Genomic DNA, 18,894 nt, shown 5'->3' on the forward strand with positions numbered 1-18,894 from the left:
CCGCACCACCCACACAACAACAAAAACAGAGGAAGTCTCATGCACGTTCAACTTCACCCGAAACAGCGCTTTTGCAAATTGATGCTGGCCGTGGCCGCCGCCGTGATGATCACCACCGCAGGCGCTCAACTGGCCGTTGCCGAAACCACTCCCGCCGCGACGACAACCCCCATGCAATGTGCCACTGAAGCCACACCGCGCTACACCAAAACCCCCACCGGTTACCTCATGGTGCTGCGCATGGGCGATAACGCCTTTAAAGAGCTGACCAAACTGGCCATCGCCGAAAAAATCCCCAGCGCCTCCATCACCGGCATCGGCTTCGGCAATGTGAAGTTCGGTTTCTGGAACAAGGACAAAAAGGACTTCGACGCCAAGACCTTGAACAGTGTCGAGATGGCGAGCATCACCGGCTCCGTGGCGTGGAAGAACGACCAGCCTTCGATCCATATGCACGGCGTCGCCGGCGACGCGACGTTCCAGGCGTACGGCGGCCACATCCTCGACTTCGAGGTCACGACGGGTTCGATGGAAATTACTGTGATCGTCCATCAGCGTCGCCTGGAACGCGGGATTGATCCGTGCATCGGCGCCAACGTGCTGGGTATTTAACTCAAGCGTCACGCTCCCGCAGGCAACTGCGGGAGCCACTCTCCCCCATTCAAACTACAAAAAAAAGGGCGGTTTCGATGAGCAATAAAACAACGGCGGTAATGATTGCACTGGGCGCCATCGCACTGAGCACCCAGGCGCACGCCGACTTCCTGAGTGACAGCAAAGCCACCCTGGGAATGAGAAATTTCTACTTCAACAACGACAACCGCGACGGCACGGCCGCGCCTTCGAAAACCGAAGAGTGGGCGCAAGGTTTCATGCTCGATTACAAGTCGGGCTACACCGATGGCACGGTCGGGTTTGGCGTCGATGCATTGGGCTTGATGGGGATCACGCTGGACAGTGGCAAAGGACGGCACGTCGGCAGTTCGATGATTCCTTCGGACAGCGACAACAGCGCCGTCGACGAATGGAGCCGGCTGGGGTTGACCGGCAAAGTCAAAGTCTCAAAAACCGAACTTCGCCTGGGCACACTGATGCCCAAACTTCCAATCCTCGTCTCCAACGACGGCCGCCTGCTGCCGCAGACCTTCGAAGGTGGCCAGATCACCTCGGGCGAGTTCAAGGACTTGACCCTCACGGGAGGCCGAATCGAACACGCAACCGGTCGGGGCTCAAGCGATCAGACGGGGTTGGCCGCCACCGGCGGCACCCGTGAAAGCAATGCCTTCGACTTCGCCGGCGGCGACTGGAAAATCACCAAGGACCTGACCGCCCAGTATTACTACGCCCACCTGGACGACTACTACACCCAGCAGTTTTTCGGCCTGATCCACACGCTGGCGATCACGGAAGGTCAATCGCTGAAAACCGACTTGCGCTATTTCAAGACCGATTCATCCGGTAGAAACAGCTCGGGCACGTCGGGCTACAGAATCAGTGGCTTCACCGAGGGTAATGATGGCGAGATCGACAATAAAACCTGGAGTGCCGCACTGATTTACACCTTGGGTGGCCATGCAATCACTGCGGGCTATCAAAGCGTTTCGAGTGGCAGCAACTTCACGCAGCTCAATCAGGGAGGCCTGGCCAACAAGGGTGCCGGCGGCTCCAGCGTTTACCTGTACACCGACCGTCTGATTCAAACCTTCACCCGCGCGGGCGAACGCACAGCCTTCGGTCAATACGCCTATGACTTTGCTGCCATGGGTGTGCCCGGCCTGAAAGCGTCCGTCATGTACCTCAGCGGGGACGATATCAAGACAACCTCTGGCGATACCCAGAAGGAATGGGAGCGGGACATTGCGCTGGACTACGTGATTCAGTCCGGGGCTCTGAAAAATGTCGGATTTGGATGGCGTAACGGCAAGTCCAACAGCGAGGCGGCGCGTGATCAGGACCAGAATCGCTTGATCGTGAGCTACAGCATTCCTTTGCTTTAGCATCGGGGTCTAAAGGGGTTGCCCGGCGAGGGGTTGAGCTTTTTCAGAAGCAGGCTTTGGGCTGATCACGCTTCGGCAGGGAACTCCTGACGACCGCCACGCATCCTACAGATGAGGTACTTCCTTTTTTGCATCACGCTTTACAGAGGACACCGTCATGCGCCGTCTGATTATCATCTCTTCCCTTTTGCTGTGTTTACCCTTCGGCTCCGCTATGGCCAAAGTGGATGCGGGCGATGTCGCCACGTCAGCCGGGGTTTCCGCATCGTTGTACTCGACCTTCAAGGATGACAAACGAGTGATTCCGGCTCGGGATGACGCCTCCAGCTTCGTCGCCAGTGGCGGCGCGATTCGTGGTGTTTATCTGGAGTCTTACTTAAAGCAGATTCGTCAGGAACATCCCGGCCTCAACGCCAGCGACGAAGACCTGGCCAGAGCAATCCTCGTCCAGGAAGGCGTAGCTGCGGGTCAATAAAGGCTGGAAAACCAGCGGTAGGGCTTGCGGCACCCGGATAGCGTTTGCAGCCCTACCTTGCTTCAATACCGGTGGATAATCGCGCCCAACCCGCCACCAGTTGCGCGCTGATGCTCACGCCGCCGCACACCACAATCACCACATCATGGGCACCGGCAATCGCCGGATGGTCCAGGTATCCAATCGCCAACGAAACGCCGCACGCCGGCTCGACCAACTGACGCAGGTCGTTGGCGTATCGGACCACGCCCATGATCGCCTCGTCATCGCTAAGCACCACGCACTCATGGGGGAAATCGAGGATGTGCTTCACCGGCCAGGCGGCTACCTGAGCAGCGCCTAGCGAAGTGGCCACAGTGTCGATCCGCGGCAATCTGACCGGATGCCCGGCAGCGACCGCTGCCGCAAAAGAGGCCGCCCCCTGGGTTTCACAAGCAATGATCCGGCAGTCCATGCGGTCATGGCGAATCAACCCGGTGAGAATGCCCGCCAGCAAACCACCACCCCCTACCGACGTCACCATTGCATCGACCTGAGGACAATCTTCGAGGATTTCATCGACTATCGTGCTGTGCCCTTCCCACAACACCGGGTGATCGAAGGCCGGCACGTATTCAGTGTCCGCGCCTTGCGAGAGTTCCTTCGCCCGTTGATTTGCATCGTCCCAGACCTTGCCATGGACGATCACCTCGGCACCGGTTTTCCTGATCCGTGCGCGGGTGGTTTCGGGAGTGGTGTGCGGTACCACAATGCAGGCTTTCAACCCCAGGATGGCGGCAGCCACGGCGGTGGCGAACCCGGCATTACCGCCGGAAGGACAGACGACTTTGCGTTTGCCCTGCGCCTTTGCCTGGCTGCACAAAAGGCCCATGCCGCGCAATTTGAACGAACCGCTGGGTTGCAGGTTTTCCAGCTTGAGCCAGATCCGCCGGGCCGGCGTCGACAGGCCTGGGTGCAGAATCAACGGCGTTCTGATGTGAAGCATGGTGAAGCTCCTTAAGGGTGAACAGTCCTTATCCAAGCTTAGTTCACCCTGCCCGGAGGCTACCGCTTCAGCGATAACGCGGTGCGGCCGTGGAATTGCCGAACAAGCCTGAAAGCGTCTGGCGTTGGGCTTCGTAGGTGTCCCACTGGTCGCCTTGGTGCAGGCCCGGAATGGTCACCACTTCGCCTTGCGCCAGGCCCGTCAGCGCGGCATCGACCATGTCCTGGGCAGACATCACGATCTCTTGCGGCAGGTTTTCCACCGGGTTGCCGGCCTCGCTCCAGAAGTCGGTGGCGGTGGCTCCGGGCAGCACGGCCTGGATCCGAATGCCTTTGTCGGCCAGCTCGCGGTGCATGGATTGGCTCAGGCCGAGGACAAACGCCTTGGTCCCGCCATACACGCCGTTGAGAATTTCCGGGGCGATGGCAACGATCGAGGAAATGTTGATCACCGTCCCGGTGCCGCGAGCGACGAAGCCTGGCACCACCGCGTAAGCGAGGCGCATCAACGCGGTCACGTTGAGGGTGATCATGTCTTCCATGTCATCCACCGGGCTGCCGAGCAGCGGCATGACAGCGCCGACCCCGGCGTTGTTGACCAACAGGGTGATACTGGCGTCGGAGCGTAGAATTTCTTCGACCCGCCGCACGTCGGCCTTGTCTTTCAGATCAGCGGCGACCACTTCGACTGTGCGACCGGTTTCGTTACTCAGGTGGTTGGCCAGGGCGTTCAGTTTTGCCTGGCTGCGGGCGACCAGAATCAGGTCGTAACCCTGCCGGGCGAGTCGGTCGGCATACACCGCGCCGATGCCCGAAGAAGCGCCAGTGATCAGCGCGGTACCTTTGGATGAGAGGGCCATGTCGATTTCCTTCACAGTGAGGCGATAACGTCGCCGGGTGTGAATCGTTATAAATGGTCTAACGATCGTCTCAAATGACGTTTAAAGTACGTTTTTCGGACATGACCTTTTGAGGACATCTCGATGACTTCCGTGGCGTTTGTAGTGTTTGAAGGGTTCCAGTCCATGGCGCTGGCGGCCATGCCGGTGTTCGAGTACGCCAATTTCAGCGCCGGCGAAGCGCTGTATGACGTCAGCGTACTGTCCGAAGACGGCCGCATATTGCGCGCTTCCGGTGGACTGAGCGTCGGCACCGAGGCCTTTGGTGAGCGGGTGTTCGATACGGTGATTGTGGTGGGCGGCGATGCCATCCTCGAGCAGGCGCCCGAGGGGGTACTGAACTACCTGCGCACAAACGTTAAAACCGCACGGCGCACGGCGTCGATCTGCTCCGGGGCGTTCGTCCTGGCCCAGGCCGGTTTGCTCGACGGACGGCGGGCCACCACCCATTGGGCTTATGCACGGGAGCTGCAAGCGCGGTTTCCGTCGATCAAGGTCGAAGAAGACCGCATCTACGTCGTCGATGGTTCGATCTGGACCTCCGCCGGGATGACCGCCGGCATCGACCTGGCGCTGGCCATGGTGGAAAAGGATCACGGCGCCGCACTCGCCCGTTCCGTGGCGCAGAAACTGGTGATGTACCACCGCCGTGCGGGCGGCCAGTCGCAACACTCGGCGCTGCTGGAACTGGAAGCGAAATCCGACCGTATTCAAACCGTCCTCGGCTATGCGCGAGAACACCTCACCGAGACGTTGTCGGTGGAGCAACTGGCGGACGTCGCGCGCCTCAGCCCTCGGCAGTTCAGCCGGGCCTTCCGGGCGGAAACCGGTCAATCACCGGCCAAAGCCATCGAGAACCTGCGCCTGGAAACAGCACGGCAGATGCTGGAACGCGGGCGCCTGACCCTCGACCAGATAGCCGAAGAATCCGGCTTCAGCGACTGCCGCCGCATGCGCGAAGCCTTCCTTCGGGCGTTCGGGCAGCCGCCGCAGGTGATTCGGCGTAATGCCAGGGCCGACGCCACGTAGGAGCTGCCGCAGGCTGCGATCTTTTGATCTTGAGCGGTATTGAGGACGGCCAAGATCAAAAGATCGCAGCCTGCGGCAGCTCCTACAATGAACGGTGTCAGGTTCGTTTGTGGAGATGTAGATGAAAATCTCGGCCAAACTGGCGTTTTTCGCCGTAGTTTCCACCCTCGCCTACCTCGGGCTCGCGGTGTGGGGGCTCGGCGGGTTCTCGGCGTTTTTCTCTCATACACCGCTGGTGGTCATCGTGTGTGCCACTTTGGTGATGGCCATCGCGTCCTTGTTCACTGAGGTCAACCTGAGTTCCGGCGAACGTGAAGACCGGGCCAATCGCTGGGTGCTGCCGGCGTTCGGGGTGATCGGTTTATTGAGCGGGTATTTGCCGGCCTATACGGACCGGATCGATTTCTGGACCTTTGGTGGCGAAGGTGTGCGCTGGCTCGGGGCGTTGCTATTCATCATCGGCGGCACGCTGCGGCTGTGGCCGGTGTTTGTGCTGGGCAAGCGTTTTAGTGGACTGGTGGCGATTCAGCCGGGGCACACGCTGGTCACCGACGGGATTTATCGCACCTTGCGCAACCCCAGTTATCTGGGGCTGATGATCACTGCAGTGGGCTGGGCACTGGCCTTTCGCTCCGGCGTTGGCCTGTTGCTGGCCGCGGTGACGCTGATCCCGCTGATCGCCCGCATTCACGCCGAAGAAGCGCTGTTAAGGACGCAGTTCGGCAGCGAATACGAGGCTTACTGCGCCCGCAGTTGGCGGTTGATTCCCGGGGTTTACTGAAACAACAAAATCCTAATGTGGGAGCGAGCTTGCTCGCGATGGCGGGCTATCAGTCGACATTATTGTTGAATGTTAAACCGCTATCGCGAGCAAGCTCGCTCCCACATTAGTTGGTGTGCAGGCAGATTTGGTCGTCGTGATCCACATGGGCTACGACCGACTCATAGCTGGCGAGCGTGGCGTGCGGGGTCTGGAGCGGATGGTCGTGGGTCGCGGTCACTACGATCAGGCCCGCGCCCGCTGCCTCGGCGGCGAGAATGCCCACGGTGGCGTCTTCGAAAATCAGGCAATCGGCCGGTTCAACGCCCAAGCGCTTGGCCGCCAGTCGATAACCCGCGGGATCGGGTTTTCCGGCGCTGACGTCTTCGGCAGTGACCATCACCAAAGGCTCTGGAATACCCGCCGCGGCCATCCGCCGCAGCGCCAATGCCTTCGGCGCAGAAGTGACGATTGCCCATTGATTGGCAGGCAGCGACTTCAGAAAGTCTGCCGCGCCAGGCACCTCAATGATTCCCTCGACATCCTCGATTTCCGCCTCGGTGATGAACGCCGCTTCAGCCTCGGCATCCACCCCGGGCAACGCCAGGCGATTGATGGTATCGATGGCGCGAACGCCATGAATGGTGGGCAGGAAGGTTTCGACATCGACGCTGTGGCGCACGGCCCAGGCCGCCCAGATCCGCTCGGCAGCGGCGATGGAATTGAGGACGGTGCCGTCCATATCAAACAGAAAAGCGCGGTACGGGGTGTTGAAGACGGATTCTTGAGCAGACAAGGGGGAGCTTCCTCTCGCAAGTGCCAGGCGGGTTCGCCGAACAATGTAGCATTTGCGAGGAGCTGCCGAACGCGGCCCGAGCCTTCGGCAACTCCTCCAGAGGATTTCCTGACTAAGCGGGACGTGGTGCTTCAACAGGCGGGGTGCCGTCGTGAAACATGGTCTTCAGTTGAGCACGCAGTTCCGGTGAATCGGTGTGCTTGTGAACACTGACTGCATGCTGTGCGGCGGCCTCGAGCAGTTCGTTTTCAGAGTCTGCGGACAGTGCGACCGAGCATTTGGCATCGCTTGGAAACTCGCGGCAGTCGATGTATTTACGCGCCATGATCTTCTCCTCCCTACGACGAAGGCAGGCCGTGGCCTGCGTGAACGATCACTCGACGCGCCATCTCATCCATCCAACACGACTGCATGTCGCACCGAGTGTGCCGACTCTTGAAGTATAGGCCCGCCACAAGCCGCATCGTGACAGGTTGTAGTGGTTCTACAGGGTATGTTTCGACTTCAAGGCACCTTCGACACAGTCCAGCAACTGCCCAAGCGCCCACGGTTTCTTGATGAACGACACCGAATGCCTGACCCCGGCGCTTTCCGGTGTTTCGAAACCGGACATGATCATGATCGGTTTGTTCGGCCAGCGGTCGCCAAACAGATTGGCCAGGTCCGCGCCATTGAGTTTGCCTGGCATGGTGATGTCCGTGAGCAATAGACGGACGCCGTCCGAGTGTTGTTCCAGATACGCTGACGCGGCATCCGCACTGACATGCGCTTCAACCAAAAAGCCTTCCTCCTGAAGAATTTCGCAGAGAAACTCCAGGATCAGCGGGTCGTCCTCCACCACAAGAATCAACCCGCCAAGGAGATGATCGCCCGCCTTCGATACTGGTCTCATGACTGTGCCACTCCCTGATTGCCTAAATGATTTCGCGCGCTTAAATCCGCTACCTACAGGTATGAGCAGCGGACTTCGCGGAAATTCATTTTTGATGCAATCGGGCGGTGAATCAGGCGTCCTGCAAAATCAGATCGGCGCCCTTCTCCGCCACCATCAGCACGGCAGCGTGAGTATTGCCAGAGGTCACGTTAGGGAAAATCGATGCATCGACAATGCGCAAACCATCTAAACCATGGACTTTAAGGCGCTTGTCGACCACCGACTTCTGTTCGTCCGCGCCCATCGTGCAGGAACCGCACAGGTGATAAATCGAGCCGCTGTTTTCGCGAAAGTACTGCAGCATCTGTTCGTCACTTTCGATGGCCGGCCCCGGCAGCACTTCTTCGACGGTAATGCCTTTGAGCGCCGGCGCCTGCATGATTCTGCGCATCAAGCGGCTGCCCTGGATCACCTCGTCGATGTCCTTTTGCGTGCTCAGGTAATTCGGGTCGATCAGCGCCGCGTCCCGCGGATTTTTCGAAGCAATCTCGATGTACCCGCGACTGGTCGGTCGGCACGGGTTGAAGCACAACAGGAAGCCTGAATACGGTTCCGGCTTGAGGCTAGCCTTATTGTTTTTTGGAATCTGGTACGACAACGGGTTGAAGTACAACTGCAGATTAGGATTGGCTTGCTGCTCATTGCCACGGAAGAATCCGCCGGCCTGATTGACGCTCATCGCCAGTGCGCCCTTGCGGGTGAACACGTATTTCAAACCCAGTTTGAACTGACCGAACAGCGAGCTCAGTTGATCATTGAGCGTCGGGATGTTGGCCTTGTAGTAGTAACTGGCGCAGAGGTGGTCTTGCAGGTTCTGCCCTACCGCCGGCAGGTGTTTGACCAACGGGATGTTGTGTCTGGCCAGCAGCGCCTGATCCGCGACACCGGACAATTGCAGGATCTTCGGCGTGTCCACGGCACCGGCGCAAAGAATGACTTCCTTGTTGGCGGTAAATGTCCGCACCACGCCGTGCTGGGTGATGGAAATCCCGGTCGCCCGGCCGTTATCAAACAACACCCGATCCACCAGCGCGTAATGCTCAACCGTCAGGTTCGGCCGGCTCAATGCCGGATGCAGATGCGCAAAACTGCTGGAGCAACGCTGACCGTTGCGGGTGTTGACGTCATAGATGCCGGAACCTTCAAATTTCGGGCCGTTGAAGTCGTCGCTATGGGGATAACCCAGTTCATCGCAGCCCTTGAGGAATACATCGCAAATCGGATGGGTCTGGCCCTTCATAGGTGTGATGCTGATCGGGCCGCTCCCGCCGTGGTACTCGCTGTCGCCCAGCGGATGGTTTTCCAGTTTGCGAAAATACGGCAGCACGTCCTTGAAGCTCCAGCCATCGTTGCCATTGGCCGCCCAGTCATCAAAGTCATGGGCCTGGCCACGGACGTAGATCATCGCGTTGATAGAGCCGGAACCACCCTGCACCTTGCCCCGCGGGGCATAGATTTCGCGGTTGTTCAGCTGTTTTTGCGGCTGGCTGTAGTACATCCAGTTGAAGGTCGGGTTGTAATACATTTTGGCGAAGCCGACCGGGATCCTGAACCACAGAGAACTGTCCTTGCCGCCCGCTTCCAGCAGCAACACCGAGTGTTTCCCGGACGCAGAGAGCCGATTGGCAAGGATGCAGCCTGCGGCGCCTGCGCCAGCGATGATGTAGTCGTAAGTCATGCACGGTTACCGCGTAAGTCGTTGTACAAAAAAAACCGCCCACCCCCTGTGGGAGCGAGCTGCGTGGCGAGGGGATTTATCCCCGTTCGGCTGCGAAGCAGTCGTAAAACCATTGTTTGCGGTGCATCTGATACACCGTGGTTTTCGATTTTGGGGCCGCTTCGCAGCCCAATGGGGCGGTGCGACGTGTCGCTAAATCCCCTCGCCACACAGCTCGCTCCCACAGGTTTTGCGTTTGTGCGGCAAATCCCGTCAGCCTCGAGCTGGCGATGTGTCTTTGACGTCAGCCGGGGTCGGCGCCATTTGCAGGTGCAGGCGCTCGCCGGTGTACGGCGAATGCTTGCGCACCACGTCCATGTTCAGCTCCACCCCTAGGCCCGGTTCGGTGGACGGAATGATGTAGCCATCCTCCCATTGCAACGGTTTGGTCAGGACTTCGGCGTGGAACCCGCCCCAGGTCATGATGCTTTCCTGGATCAGGAAGTTCGGCGTACAGGTGGCCAACTGAAAACTCGCCGCCGCACCGATCGGCCCGTTGTAGAGGTGCGGGGCGATTTGCGCGTAATAGGCTTCGGCCATGCTCGCGATTTTCTTGGCTTCCAGCAGACCGCCGCAGCGAGCGACGTTCATCTGCAGAATCGACGCACCGCCGGCCTGCAACAACTTGAAGAATTCGTACTTGGTGGTCAGCCGTTCTCCGGTGGCAATCGGGATGCTGGTTTTGGCCGCGACTTGCGCCATGGCCTCTTCCTGACCCGGCGGCACCGGTTCTTCGAACCACAGCGGATCGTATTTCTCCAGGCGCTTGGCCAGGCGGATCGCCGAGGACGGCACCATTTGCCCGTGGGTGCCAAACAGCAAATCGCACTTGTCGCCCACCGCTTCGCGAATCTTGCGGCAGAAGGTTTCACAGCGTTCGAGCACTTCCAGGGAAATCTGGTGCCCGGAGTACGCGGTGTACGGTCCGGCCGGGTCGAACTTCACGGCCGTGAAACCTTTGTTCATGTTCTCGATGGCGCACTCGGCGGCCAGGTCCGGGTCGTCGTAGTCATACTCGCCCTTGCTGTTGACCGGGTACAGGTAGGTGTAGGAACGCAGGCGTTCGTTGACCTTACCGCCCAACAATTCGTAAACCGGTTTGTTCGCCGCTTTGCCGATGATGTCCCAGCACGCCATCTCCAGGCCGCTGACCACACCCATCATGGTCAAATCCGGACGCTGGGTGAAACCGCTCGAATAGGCCTGACGGAAGAAGCGCTCAATGTGGTGCGGGTCGTGGTTGAGCAGGTAGCGTTCGAACACGTCTTCGATGATCGGCAGCATGGCTTTGGGGCCGAAGGTCGCGGCGTAGATTTCGCCCACGCCTTCAATACCGCAATCGGTCTTGAGCTTGACGAACAGCCAGTACATGCCGCCGATGTGCGGTGGCGGTACGGCAACGATATGGGTTTCAAGGGCGACGATTTTCATCTCAGGCACCTGTCATGTTCAAAGATTGACGATTGATTCGAGCGCGCAGGGTCAGGGCTGCCAGGGTTCCGAGCAGACCGACGAAAGCGATGTAGCCGAAATACAGCTTGTAACCAAAGGCACCCGGGAAATGCTCGGTGAGGTAGCCGTTGATCAAGGGAATGAAGGCATCGGGCAAGTAACCGACCACCGAGACAATGCCAATCGCCAGGCCGGTAATGCGCAACGGAATGTTGCAGGTGTCGAGGATCGCCCAGTACAAACCGCGAATGGCGTAGGTCATCAGGCCGATGAAGATGACCGTGCCGATCAGCAAGCCCATGCTGTTGAGCGCCGGAAACACGATCAGGCCGACCATCGCCAGTGTTGCCAAAAACAGCGCAACGACCAGTACCGAAATGTTGGAGAACTTGTCACCGAGCCAGCCACCGCCGATGCCGCCAATCGGGCGCATCCACAACTTGATGGTGGTGATGGTGCCGGCCATGACTGCGGTCATGCCGCTTCCCTGCAGGTAATCGGAGAAACTGTAGGTGGCCCAGAAGATGTGATAACCGCAGAACACGATGGCCGTCACCAGCCACAGCTCGGGGATTTTCACCAGGGTGGCCAGATCACTGAGCAGGTTGTACTTGCCCTTCTCTACGGCCGCTGTGTCTTCCATCGACTTCGGATCCTTGATCAACACCAGCACACAGCCGATGGCGATACAGGTGAATGCATACAGGTAGACCACGTGCTTGAAACCTTCGGCGGCGGACTCCCCACGGGTTTCGGTGGCGAAGGCAAACAGGCCCAGCGCAACGGTCGCCAGCAAGGCTTCGACTAAACCGCGACCGCCATCGAGGATGCCGAAAAAACGGCCCTGTTCCGTGTGGTGGGCGATCATTTTCACGCGCTTGAGCACCGAGGCCCAGAACGTCAGGCCGGTGGTCAGCCCCCAGCAACCGAAGATGATCATCAACCCGGTCATCGAGGGCGCGGTGGAATACCACAAGCCCAGCGCACCGGTGGCGACCAGCGAGAAGAAAATCAGGAAACGCGGGGCGATGCGGTCGGCCAGCCAGCCACTCGGCAGATAACTCAGAAGGAAAATCGTGCCGAGCATCGAGTACAGATAACCCAGCTCGCTGTGGTTGATCTGGAACACTTCGAGCATGGTGGTCTGGTAGACCTGGCGCAGATAAAGGATCGGGTAGATCGCCCCGGCGGCGAGCACCAACATCATTAACTGGATGTAACGACTTCCCTTGTCACTGTGGCTTTTTGAACCCGCGTTCGAACCCTGAACAGCGGCAACAGTGGTTGCAGGCTTGGACATCTGTGAGACCTCGGGCAGCCCGGTGGTCCGGGCGCCCCAAATAATTGTTTTTATAGGTGTGGCGTGAGGCGTGTCGCGGGTGGATCAGTACTTCATGACCACCAAACGGGTCTGGGTGAATTCAAGCATGCCGTGCTTGCCGTCATCGCCGCCCAAACCGGAGCGTTTCCAGCCGGCGTGGAAACCCTGGTACGGGTCGGCCGGGGTGCGATTGACGTACAACTCGCCCGCCTCGATGGCGTTGGCGACTTTCATCGTGGTGCGGTAGTTCTCGGTGTACAGCACCGACGACAGACCGAACTGATGATCGTTGGCCATGGCCAGCGCTTCGTCGATGTCGCGGTACTTGAGTACCGGCAGCACCGGCCCGAAGATTTCTTCCTGGATGATTTCCATGTCCTGACGGCAACCGCTGAGCAGGGTTGGCGGGTAGAAATGACCGCCGCCCTGCGGAATAAAACCGCCTGTTTCCAGTACAGCACCGTCGGCGACAGCGCGCTCGACCATCGCGTGGATGTTCTGCTGCGAACTGGCGTTGACCAGTGGGCCCATCAGGCTGGCATCGGTGGCGCGGTCACCGAATTTCACCGCGCTGATTTTGCTCTTGAGCAGCGCGAGGAACTGCTCGTAGACACTTTCCTGCACGTAGACCCGCTCCACCGCCGTGCACAACTGGCCGCAGTGCGTGGTCTTCGACGCGATAATGTCGCTGGCGGCTTTTTCAAGATCGGCGTCCGCTTCAATGATCGCCGGGGTCTTGCCGCCCAGCTCCAGCGACGGCTTGGCGATGTTGGCCTTGCAGTAATCGAGCACGATGCGCCCGGCATTGACGCTGCCGGTCAGGGTGATCAGGCCGACGGCCTTGTGCGTGCAAACCGCAGCAGCCGTGGCGTGGTTCATGGTCAGAATGTTGATCACACCCGCTGGCAAACCGGATTGCTGCACGGCCTTGGCGATTTCGAAGGCCGAGGTCGGTGTGTTGTTGCTCGGACGCACCACCACCGTGTTGCCGGCAATCAACGCCGGGGCGATTTTGCGCAGCAACGTATAGACCGGGTAGTTGAACGGAATAAGGCAGGCAACGACACCAATCGGCTCGCGGTGCAGAAAGAGGGTTTCGTTCGGGGTGTCGCTGGGAATGATCTCGCCTTCGATACGGCGCGCCCACTCAGCGTGGTAACGGGTGATCTGCGCGGCGTAACGGGCTTCGTTGCTGGCATCGGCGACACTTTTGCCGGATTCCGCGGCCAGGGCTTCACCGATATTTTTGGCGCAGGCCTCAAGGGCATCGGCAAACGAGCGCAGGTGTTCGGCGCGTTCGATACTGGTGAGTTTGCCCCAGACTTTCTGGGCGGCGGCGGCAGCGTCTACGGCAGCGGTGGCTTCGGCCGTCGTGGCAGCCGAGACCTGGCCGACCAGTGCTTCAGTCGCCGGGTTATAGACCGCAATCAGCGCGTCGCTGGCAGGCTCAATGAAGTGACCGTTTACAAAATTTCGCTCGAGTCGCATGTGAATCGCCCATCGTTGTTTTTATCCAGTTCGAGCAGTCTTGGCATCCTGAGCGGGTTGAACAAACGATTTATTGAGCGGGGGAACATTCGAAAAATGCATATTACCCCTGGGAACGAAGAGATTCCCTGTGGGAGCGAGCTTGCTCGCGATGGCGGTGTTTCAGTCGAAGCATCATTGCCTGACACTACGCAATCGCGAGCAAGCTCGCTCCCACATGGGTTTGGGGGTGTTCAGGTGGCGGCGGTGGAGGGTTCGAGCTGCCTTTGCGCCAACCAGATCTCTTCCTGCAACCACTGACTGAACACCTGCAATTGCGGCATCTGCGTCTGTTCCGGCCGGGTCACCAGCCAATACGATTGATGCCCTTCCACATGCACGTTCAGCACTTGAGTCAACTGCCCGCTGGCCAGTTCCGGGGCGACCATGTGCCAGTCGGCAATGGTGATGCCCAGGCCATCGGTGGCCGCGCGGATGGCCAAGTCCAGCAGGTCGAATTCATAACCGCCCTGAGTGTCGACACCGCTGATTTTCGCCGCGTCCAGCCAGTGTTTCCAGGTCAGGTAGCGCTGGTCCTCCCGGGCCAGCACATGCAGCAGCGTCAGGCGATTGAGGTCAATGCCACCCTCGCTCCACTCCCGCGCATACAAGGACGGCGCGCACACCGCGATGTGCCGTTCCTGGATCAGCAGCGAGCTGTCCAGGCCATCCCATTCGCCATCGCCAAAGCGGATCGCGCAGTCCAGGGTGCTGGTTTCCGCCAAGCTGTCTTGCAGGCGAGTGGTGATGCTCAACTCCAGCTCCGGGTGCTTCTCACGGAGGCGCCCCAGGCGTGGCATCAGCCAGCGACTGGTGAAGGTCGGCGGCGCGTTGATGTGCAGGCGATTGGCGTGGGATTTCTGCTGGATGCTGCGCACCGTCAGCTCGATTTTGTCAAATGACTGGTGCAATGCCCGCAGCAAAACCCGGCCGGCGCTGGTCAGTTCCAGGTGATGATGGCGACGCTCCAACAGGTTCTCGCCGAGCTGTTCTTCCAGCTGACGCACCTGCCGGCTGACCGCACTCTGGGTGACGTTGAGCAACTCCGCTGCCCGGGTAAAGCTGCCGGTGCTGCCAGCGACTTCAAAGGCTTTTAGCGCGTTGAGCGCGGGCATTTTGCGTTTCATTAAGCTCACTCGTGGGAGGCTGACGAGGTGTAAAGCATCCCATGCCTCGTAGGAAATTTCCTGAGTAACATGCATTTTTGTGTTGTGCAGGACGATTCCTGCTTCACGCTGGGTTGACTTATGTGGGAGCGAGCCTGCTCGCGAAAGCGGACGTTCAGTCACTACAAAGGTGGCAATCAGATCGCTTTCGCGAGCAGGCTCGCTCCCACAACGTCCGTATTCAGCCTGTCTATCTCAAGCACTGGCGTAGCCATCCGTCAGTAACATGCATTTATCGAACGTTTGCGCGTTGAATTTATCGTTTGTCGATCTTTGCGCGGATGACAAAACTGCGGCCATCTCAAATAAAAACAACATGAGAGCTGCCCATGCCCCATCTCGACGAGCTAACAACTCTGGACGGCGCCCTGCCGCATCCAGCAGTCAACGACCTGTGCATTCAAGTCAAAAGTGGCGAGATCAATCGTCGACAGTTTCTGCGCACCGCCGCCCTGCTGGGCGTCACCGTGGCCAGCGCCAGCACCTTTCTCGGCTCTGCACTGCTCGGCAATTCAGCCCGGGCAGACGATGCCATCACGCCGCGCCAGGGCGGTAGCCTGCGTTTTGCCTGTGCCATCCAGGAAATCCAGGACCCGATGCTGATCACCTGGATCGAGGCCTCGAACCTGTTGCGCAATTCCCTGGAATTCCTGACCTGGGTTGACGCCGACAACATCACGCACCCGTACCTGGCCGAAAGCTGGAGCCCGTCCGAGGACCTCAAGACCTGGACGTTCAACCTGCGTCAGGACGTGAAGTGGAGCAACGGCGATACCTTCAACGTCGACGACGTACAGCACAACATTCAGCGCTGGATTGCCACCGACTCCAAGTCGGTCAACCGCACCGCGTTCCAGGACATCAGCGCCTTCGAAAAACTCGGTGACTTCCAGTTCCGCCTGGTGCTCAAGCGGCCGATCCTGGCGATCCCGGAAATGCTCAACGCCTTCACCTGCGCCATCGTTCACCGCAGCTTCAAGGCCGGTGACGACTGGGCGAAAAACCCCCTCTGCACCGGTCCATTCAAGCTTGTGTCGTTTGCCGTCAACAAGCAGGCGACCTTCGCCAAGCGGCCCGATTACTGGCGCAAACCGGCCAACCTCGACGAATTGCGCTACGTCGACATGGGCACCGACATTTCCTCTCATCTGGCGGCATTGCAGGCCGGGCAAGTGGACGTGTTGTACCGGGTGACCGTGGCGGAACTCGACTTGGCCAAACGTCTGCCGGGCGCGCAATTGCTGACCTGCAAATCGGCGCAAACCATCGTCATGCGCATGGCCTGCGACCAGAAACCGTTCGACGACTTACGCATTCGTAAAGCGGTGGTGCTCTGCGCCGACAACGCACAGATGCTGAAAATCGCCTATCGCGGCATGGGCACGCTCGGCGAAGACCATCACGTCGCACCGTCGAGCCCGGAATACTTTGCACTGCCCAAACGTGCCCGGGACGTGGTGGCGGCGAAGAAGCTCCTCGCCGACGCAGGTTATCCGAACGGCATCGACATCGACCTGATCGTCGGTAACACCCAGGGCCGCTACGAACAGGACTGCGCACAGATCCTGCAACAGAACTGCGCCGAAGCCGGCATCCGCATCAACCTGAAAGTAATCCCGGCCACCCAATACTGGCCGATCTGGAACAAGGCAGCGTTCAGCCTGACCTATTGGGCCCACCGCCCGCTGGGCGTGATGTCCCTGGAACTGGCCTACCGCAGCGGTGCGGCCTGGAACGAAAGCCACTACAGCGACCCGGCTTTCGACGCCGCGCTGGACAAGGCCATGGGCATTGTCGACCCGAAACAGCGGGCCGTGGCCATGGAAGAAGTCGAGCGCATCCTGCAAGACGCCTGCGTCATGGTGCAGCCGTTCTGGGGCGACAACTTCACCGCCACCAGCAAAAAGGTCCAGGGCTTCAAGGTCCACCCTTCGCACTTCTACCCAATGGATGAGGTCTGGCTGAGCGCCTGACGCACAGCCCCACAACAGCTCGCCACACCTGCGGGTGCGGCGGGCCGGCCTCCCTTGAATAGCCGGAGCTTGCAAGCATGGCTGAATTTCTGTTGCGCAAATTACTGGCATTGATAGCAACCCTGTTGTCAGTGTCACTGATCGTATTCGCGGCCCTCGAACTGAACATCGAAGACGTGGCGATCAATGTCCTCGGCCCCTACTCCGCCGCCGACCAGCGCGCCGCGTGGCTGGTCGAACATGGCTACAACCAACCCTTCCTGTGGCGCTACCTGGTGTGGCTCAAGGATTTCCTCTGTGGCGACTGGGGCACTTCAGTGCACTTTCGCGAACCGGTCATCGACCTGTTGCTGCCGAACCTTGGGCAAACACTGATCCTCGCCGGCCTTGCGCTGCTGGTGATGGTACCGGTGGCACTGACCCTGGGCATTCTGGCGGGCATTCGTCAGGGTTCGGCGCTGGATCGGCTGGTGTCGTTCCTGTCGATCGTCACCACGTCGATTCCGGACTTCGCCAGTGCGGTGTTCGTCTCGGCAATCTTCGTGTTCTGGCTCAACTGGCTGCCGGGTGTAAGCAGCATGAGCGACGGTTTCAATGCCGCTGAACTGGCGTTGCCACTGATGGTGCTGTGCCTGTTCGGCATCGGCTATCTGGCACGGATCACCCGCGCCTCGATGGTCGAAGTGATGCAGGCGCCGTACATCCGCACCGCCCGGCTCAAGGGCGCGTCCACTTCGCGCATTGTCCTGCGCCATGCCCTGCGCAATGTGCTGATCGCTCCGATCACGGTGATCATGTTGTACATCCCGTGGCTGCTGTCGAACGTGATCGTGGTCGAGGTGTTCTTCGCCTACAAGGGCTTCGGTTCGCTGCTGTACACCGCCTCGCTGAACCATGACGTCTACCTGATCGAAGCCTGCGCAATGATCAGTGGCGTGGTAGTCGGCGCGACAAAAATATTCTCGGACCTGGCCTACACCTGGCTCAACCCGCGCATCACCTTGCGCAGTCTTGGCGGAGGTGGCCAATGAGCTTCCTGCAGTCGTTCAAACATCCCTTGGCTTTACTCGGCTTGTTGTTGGTTGGCAGCTGGGTGCTGCTGGCGATGTTCGCGCCTTGGCTGGCGCCCCACGATCCACTGGAAAGCTTCACCCCGCTGCTGACTCCGATGACCGGCGACGGTACTGGCCAAAGCTTTTTGCTGGGCACCGACATGATCGGACGGGACATTCTTTCGCGGCTGATCTGGGGCACTCGCACCGTGCTGTTCTGGTCGGTGCTGGCGACATTGACGGCGTTCGCCGTGGGCATCGCCATGGGCCTGTGCGCCGGTTACTTCAATGGCCGGGTCGACGCCTTGCTGTCCTATGTCGCCGACACCGTGTTGTCGTTCCCGGTGCTGGTGTTGTACATCGTGATCATCATCGCCCTCGGTGCTTCGGCGCTGAACATCCTGATTGCGGTGACCGTCACCAGCGCCCCGGCGATTTTCCGCATCATGCGCGCATTGACCATCGACATCCGCTCCAGGGATTACGTGCTCAGCGCCATTACTCAGGGCGAAGGGTCGCTGCGGATCATGCTGGTGGAAATCCTGCCCAACTGCGGCGGGCCGCTGATCGTCGATTTCTGCCTGCGCATCGGCTACACCGCAATCATGATTGGCGCCCTTGGTTTTCTCGGCCTCGGCCTGCCTCCGCCGACTCCGGACTGGGGCGGCATGATCAACGAAGGCCGCAGCATGGCCATCGCTTTCCCGCACTTGGTGATCTTCCCGTGCATTGCCATCTCCACCCTGATGCTGGGCCTCAGCCTGCTGGCGGACGGTCTGGACGAACACGCCCAGAAAGGCGCAAGGAGTTGA

At 59.6% G+C, this 18,894-nt stretch carries 18 protein-coding genes; 8 read left to right on the plus strand and 10 right to left on the minus strand.

What is annotated here, in order from left to right; all coding sequences use genetic code 11:
* Positions 1–39: 39 nt before the first annotated feature.
* From VD17_RS23150 to VD17_RS23160, 3 genes are all read left to right on the plus strand, one after another.
* Positions 40–612: a PPC domain-containing DNA-binding protein gene (locus tag VD17_RS23150; protein ID WP_046055831.1), complete on the plus strand. Its 573-nt coding sequence runs from the start codon at positions 40–42 to the stop codon at positions 610–612.
* A gap of 77 nt (positions 613–689) precedes the next feature.
* Positions 690–1,997, plus strand: a complete 1,308-nt coding sequence (locus tag VD17_RS23155) for an OprD family porin (protein WP_046055832.1) — start codon at positions 690–692, stop codon at positions 1,995–1,997.
* Positions 1,998–2,154: 157 nt separating this feature from the next.
* Entirely contained in the window at positions 2,155–2,472 is a 318-nt protein-coding gene (locus VD17_RS23160; RefSeq protein ID WP_046055833.1) for a DUF2388 domain-containing protein, read from the plus strand.
* Positions 2,473–2,524: 52 nt separating this feature from the next.
* On the opposite strand, the gene VD17_RS23165 is transcribed toward VD17_RS23160, so the two are convergent.
* Complete coding sequence (locus tag VD17_RS23165) at positions 2,525–3,457, minus strand: pyridoxal-phosphate dependent enzyme (protein WP_046055834.1); 933 nt, start codon at positions 3,455–3,457, stop codon at positions 2,525–2,527.
* 67 nt (positions 3,458–3,524) lie between these two features.
* Positions 3,525–4,316: an SDR family NAD(P)-dependent oxidoreductase gene (locus VD17_RS23170; RefSeq protein WP_046055835.1), complete on the minus strand. Its 792-nt coding sequence runs from the start codon at positions 4,314–4,316 to the stop codon at positions 3,525–3,527.
* A 123-nt stretch (positions 4,317–4,439) separates the two neighbouring features.
* Between VD17_RS23170 and VD17_RS23175 the strand changes: the two genes are divergently transcribed.
* Positions 4,440–5,384: a GlxA family transcriptional regulator gene (locus tag VD17_RS23175; RefSeq protein ID WP_046055836.1), complete on the plus strand. Its 945-nt coding sequence runs from the start codon at positions 4,440–4,442 to the stop codon at positions 5,382–5,384.
* Between the two features lie 121 nt (positions 5,385–5,505).
* Positions 5,506–6,165, plus strand: a complete 660-nt coding sequence (locus tag VD17_RS23180) for a methyltransferase family protein (protein WP_046055837.1) — start codon at positions 5,506–5,508, stop codon at positions 6,163–6,165.
* Between the two features lie 106 nt (positions 6,166–6,271).
* Here the strand turns inward: VD17_RS23180 and VD17_RS23185 are convergent, their stop codons facing one another.
* The 8 genes from VD17_RS23185 to VD17_RS23220 form a co-directional block, all read right to left on the minus strand.
* Complete coding sequence (locus VD17_RS23185; RefSeq protein WP_046055838.1) at positions 6,272–6,940, minus strand: HAD-IA family hydrolase; 669 nt, start codon at positions 6,938–6,940, stop codon at positions 6,272–6,274.
* Between the two features lie 112 nt (positions 6,941–7,052).
* Positions 7,053–7,265, minus strand: coding sequence for a DUF1059 domain-containing protein (locus VD17_RS23190; protein ID WP_008156959.1), 213 nt, complete (start codon positions 7,263–7,265; stop codon positions 7,053–7,055).
* 159 nt (positions 7,266–7,424) lie between these two features.
* Complete coding sequence (locus tag VD17_RS23195) at positions 7,425–7,832, minus strand: response regulator (RefSeq protein WP_046055839.1); 408 nt, start codon at positions 7,830–7,832, stop codon at positions 7,425–7,427.
* A 112-nt stretch (positions 7,833–7,944) separates the two neighbouring features.
* Complete coding sequence (locus VD17_RS23200; protein WP_046055840.1) at positions 7,945–9,552, minus strand: GMC family oxidoreductase; 1,608 nt, start codon at positions 9,550–9,552, stop codon at positions 7,945–7,947.
* A gap of 252 nt (positions 9,553–9,804) precedes the next feature.
* Positions 9,805–11,022 (minus strand): mandelate racemase/muconate lactonizing enzyme family protein, encoded by a 1,218-nt coding sequence (locus VD17_RS23205; protein WP_046046632.1) that lies wholly within the window; start codon positions 11,020–11,022, stop codon positions 9,805–9,807.
* 1 nt (position 11,023) lies between these two features.
* Positions 11,024–12,343 (minus strand): MFS transporter, encoded by a 1,320-nt coding sequence (locus VD17_RS23210; RefSeq protein ID WP_046055841.1) that lies wholly within the window; start codon positions 12,341–12,343, stop codon positions 11,024–11,026.
* Positions 12,344–12,427: 84 nt separating this feature from the next.
* Complete coding sequence (gene aldA / locus VD17_RS23215; protein WP_046055842.1) at positions 12,428–13,852, minus strand: aldehyde dehydrogenase; 1,425 nt, start codon at positions 13,850–13,852, stop codon at positions 12,428–12,430.
* Positions 13,853–14,085: 233 nt separating this feature from the next.
* Positions 14,086–15,018 carry a LysR substrate-binding domain-containing protein gene (locus VD17_RS23220; protein WP_046055843.1) on the minus strand — a complete coding sequence of 311 codons (933 nt, stop codon included), beginning with the start codon at positions 15,016–15,018 and terminating at the stop codon, positions 14,086–14,088.
* 368 nt (positions 15,019–15,386) lie between these two features.
* Between VD17_RS23220 and VD17_RS23225 the strand changes: the two genes are divergently transcribed.
* From VD17_RS23225 to VD17_RS23235, 3 genes are all read left to right on the plus strand, one after another.
* The gene (locus tag VD17_RS23225) at positions 15,387–17,030 is read left to right on the plus strand and encodes an ABC transporter substrate-binding protein (protein WP_046055844.1); all 1,644 of its coding nucleotides are present in this window, start codon (positions 15,387–15,389) and stop codon (positions 17,028–17,030) included.
* 77 nt (positions 17,031–17,107) lie between these two features.
* Positions 17,108–18,061: an ABC transporter permease gene (locus VD17_RS23230; protein ID WP_046055845.1), complete on the plus strand. Its 954-nt coding sequence runs from the start codon at positions 17,108–17,110 to the stop codon at positions 18,059–18,061.
* Complete coding sequence (locus tag VD17_RS23235) at positions 18,058–18,894, plus strand: ABC transporter permease (protein WP_046055846.1); 837 nt, start codon at positions 18,058–18,060, stop codon at positions 18,892–18,894. The genes VD17_RS23230 and VD17_RS23235 overlap by 4 nt, the downstream gene beginning before the upstream one ends.

The organism is Pseudomonas fluorescens (genome assembly GCF_000968015.1).
In the GTDB taxonomy this organism is placed as follows: Bacteria; Pseudomonadota; Gammaproteobacteria; order Pseudomonadales; family Pseudomonadaceae; genus Aquipseudomonas; species Aquipseudomonas fluorescens_W.